At 34.9% G+C, this 3015-nt stretch carries 4 protein-coding genes; all 4 read left to right on the forward strand.

Translation table 11 applies throughout. The features are described 5' to 3' along the window. Positions 1 to 561 precede the first annotated feature (561 nt). The 4 genes from H4J76_RS19310 (at position 562) to H4J76_RS19325 (ending at position 2823) form a co-directional block, all read left to right on the forward strand. Positions 562 to 1011, forward strand: a complete 450-nt coding sequence (locus H4J76_RS19310) for a GyrI-like domain-containing protein (protein ID WP_182215116.1) — start codon at positions 562 to 564, stop codon at positions 1009 to 1011. 120 nt (positions 1012 to 1131) lie between these two features. Continuing rightward, positions 1132 to 1491 (forward strand): VOC family protein, encoded by a 360-nt coding sequence (locus tag H4J76_RS19315; RefSeq protein WP_182215118.1) that lies wholly within the window; start codon positions 1132 to 1134, stop codon positions 1489 to 1491. A 135-nt stretch (positions 1492 to 1626) separates the two neighbouring features. Next, the gene (locus H4J76_RS19320) at positions 1627 to 2214 is read left to right on the forward strand and encodes a hypothetical protein (protein ID WP_182215120.1); all 588 of its coding nucleotides are present in this window, start codon (positions 1627 to 1629) and stop codon (positions 2212 to 2214) included. 135 nt (positions 2215 to 2349) lie between these two features. After that, positions 2350 to 2823, forward strand: a complete 474-nt coding sequence (locus H4J76_RS19325; RefSeq protein WP_182215122.1) for a hypothetical protein — start codon at positions 2350 to 2352, stop codon at positions 2821 to 2823. The last annotated feature ends 192 nt before the right edge of the window (positions 2824 to 3015 follow it).

The following is a 3015-nucleotide window of genomic DNA, read 5'->3' on the forward strand; positions in this document are numbered from 1 at the left end:
GTATGTTATGTTTTATCATGCTAGCCTCTGTTTGATAATGTTGACACATATATTATGGCTCTGGTTTGTAAAACTAACCCACATTTAGAGGCTAGCACCTTGTGGGGAGTCATTGTGTCTATGTGTTTAAGGTGTATCGACTATGGATTGTCCAAATTGCAACGAAAGAGCTATCAATTTTACAGCTTGGATCAGAGCTAGAAATGCATTCTCAACAAGGTGTATCAACTGTAATGTTCATCTGAAAGCTAATGCTTTTGTATATTTCAATTTTATAATTACTCTACTCGTTATGTTTTCATTATTTCCATATGTTAACGATGCATTAAATTATTTTGATTTACACATTGAAGTTTCAAAATTTAAAATTGTTGTTTTGCTACCTGTTATCTTTATAGGTACTGCTTTATGTTGGTTTTTTGGCGGTTACAAGGTCAAAGTAAACACATAATAAGCAACTCAATACGGACACAAACAGTTGGTTTTGCTCGTACCTTGCAAATTATAGCCAACTATTTTTAGCCGCTTAGTAGGGCGTTATGTAACTAGAAGAGTATCGTGATGGAATTAAAATTTGTTTCAGAAAAAACTATTAACGGGCTTAGTATTCGAACTGACAACGCAACAGAGATGGATCCTAATAAAGGTAAAATAGGAGCTTTGTGGCAAGCTTTTGATGAATCGGTTCCAGTGGATTATAAAAGTGGCGAAAGAGTATATGGTGTATATTCTAACTATGAATCAGACCACACAGGAAAGTTTACTGTTCTTGCTGGTTTTGACGGAACGTCTTTTCCATCGAATATAAATATGGAAAAGATAACTATTCCTGAAGCAAAATATCTTGTGTTTACGCATAAAGGCGAAATGCCTCAAATAGCTATTGATGCTTGGACAGAAGTTTGGAATTATTTTTCTAACGTTAAAGAAGAACATATAAGGCTTTATACAACGGATTTCGAGTATTACCCAAACGGAAATGAAATAGAAGTCCATGTAGCGGTTAAATAGTTACATAGTAAGCCATTTAACAAGGACAATAAACAGCGGGTTTTTGTCACTTCGTTCGTATTTTAGCTCGCTATTTTTTGCCCGTTAATTGGGTGTTATGTGCCAAAAAGGATTTAGGTTATGCCTGTAAATTTAAAGTTAAATTATGTAGAGTTTCCTGCTAAAGATATTCCAGCTACAAAAAAGTTTTTTGAGAATGCCTTTGGTTGGAGTTTTATAGATTACGGTCCCGATTATACTGCTTTTGCAAATGAAGGATTGGACGGTGGTTTTTATAAATCGGACTTATCATCAGTAACCTCAAACGGTTCTGCCTTGCTCGTATTGAAAACGAATGATTTGGAGCAAGCTCAATCAATTGTAGAGTCTTTTGGTGGCAAAATATCTACTCCAATTTTCTCATTCCCTGGTGGTAGTCGTTTTCACTTTATTGAACCTAGTGGTAATGAATTTGCTGTTTGGTGTTTATCTGGCACATAACAGGCGATTTAAGCAGGACTTTTATCAGTTGGCTAGGTTCCGCTTCGCTTCACATTTTAACCCACAATTAGAAGCCTCTTAATGGGGCGTTATGTTTACATTCAATTACCATCATAGTTAAATAATAAGGATATTATGAATCATTTAAATAAATTACACATATCATTGCTATTAGGCATGACAATCTCAACTTTATCTTCCCAATCATTTGCTAACAATAATATTGTAAAGTTCATTGATGAATTACCTCAAGAAATAGAGAACTTTACACCTGATAAATTGGAAGAAATGGGAAGCCCTTACGACAGAGATATTTTAGTTTTATCTGCAAAATATTCGTACCAGCAGGATAAGTGGCCTAGTGATGCAATAAAGGTAGCCTCAAAGCATATTAGGTTTAATATTTGTAAAGAAAAAGCAGGGCATTATGTTGACTTTCTAAAGGATACAATTAGAGCTAAAGAGTTCGGAGAACCATTTACTTTCAAGGATATTGTTAATTCAAATAATGGTTCTTATTTTATTTCAATCCCACTAACAGATATACAACGAGAACATCCAATTAAAGGGCCAATACAATTAGCTTTTGAACATGGGTGGAAAGATCAAGGTACATATAAAATAAATGATTATTTCAGCGCTTGTTTATCTATTCCTCTATCAGGATATATAAATGCTTTCAAACAACATGGTTTTTTTGTTGGTGCTTATTATAATTTGTAGATAGTGCTGTAAACATAACAAGTCGTTAAAACAGGACAAATGATAGTTGGCTTTTTCACTTCGTTTAACATTTTAGCCAACTATTTTGACCCGTTAATTGGGCGTTAGGTACACAGGACGTGAGGCGTATTCATCATGAATCGTATATTGATTCCAATAGTTATTCTTTTTGTTTGGCTTAGTCAAGCAGGCTCAAGTAGTTTAAAGAACATTGAATATGCAGAAATAGTTTCTGAACTATCGCGTACCTCGGAGCTTGGAGAATGCAAAATATCTGTAGATATCACCAGATCTTGGCCGTTCTCCTGGACAGCAAGGTCTGCGAGTATAAATGTAAAGACTCAGGATATGGCTTTAACTTCTTTTACTAGTAAGTTTAACGCGCCAGACAGATCATTCCTAAAATCCCATAATACCAATTATCATTTTACTTGGAGTCGTCAATTAAGAGACAGGCTTGTTGCATCTTTTGTCGATGTAGAGATACAACCAAATGGTAGCGTTTATGCTGTTACTATTGGTAATTGTCCTAACTATGCAGATAATAACGAATTAATAGGGAAATTAGAGTATTGTAATTCACCCGTACAGGTAATAAAGTGCACATAAAAGCTGTTTAAGCGGGACAAATTACAGTTGGTTGGTTCCGCTCCGCTTCACACTTTTGCCGCTTAACTAGGCGTTGGTATGACTCCCCACGTCAAGTTAAATACACTGATCCTTGTTCATTAATTTCAGAACCATTGTATTCACTTTTAGTATTAAGTGAGTTAACGCATAGAATGAAGCAAGTAATTTCGT

It is taken from the genome of Colwellia sp. BRX9-1 (assembly GCF_014077195.1).
Taxonomy (GTDB): Bacteria; Pseudomonadota; Gammaproteobacteria; order Enterobacterales; family Alteromonadaceae; genus Colwellia_A.

Coding starts and splice junctions, on each gene's coding strand:
- H4J76_RS19315 (WP_182215118.1), top strand. CDS start 1,132: ATGCCTGTAAATTTAAAGTTAAATTATGTAGAGTTTCCTGCTAAAGAT.
- H4J76_RS19310 (WP_182215116.1), top strand. CDS start 562: ATGGAATTAAAATTTGTTTCAGAAAAAACTATTAACGGGCTTAGTATT.
- H4J76_RS19325 (WP_182215122.1), top strand. CDS start 2,350: ATGAATCGTATATTGATTCCAATAGTTATTCTTTTTGTTTGGCTTAGT.
- H4J76_RS19320 (WP_182215120.1), top strand. CDS start 1,627: ATGAATCATTTAAATAAATTACACATATCATTGCTATTAGGCATGACA.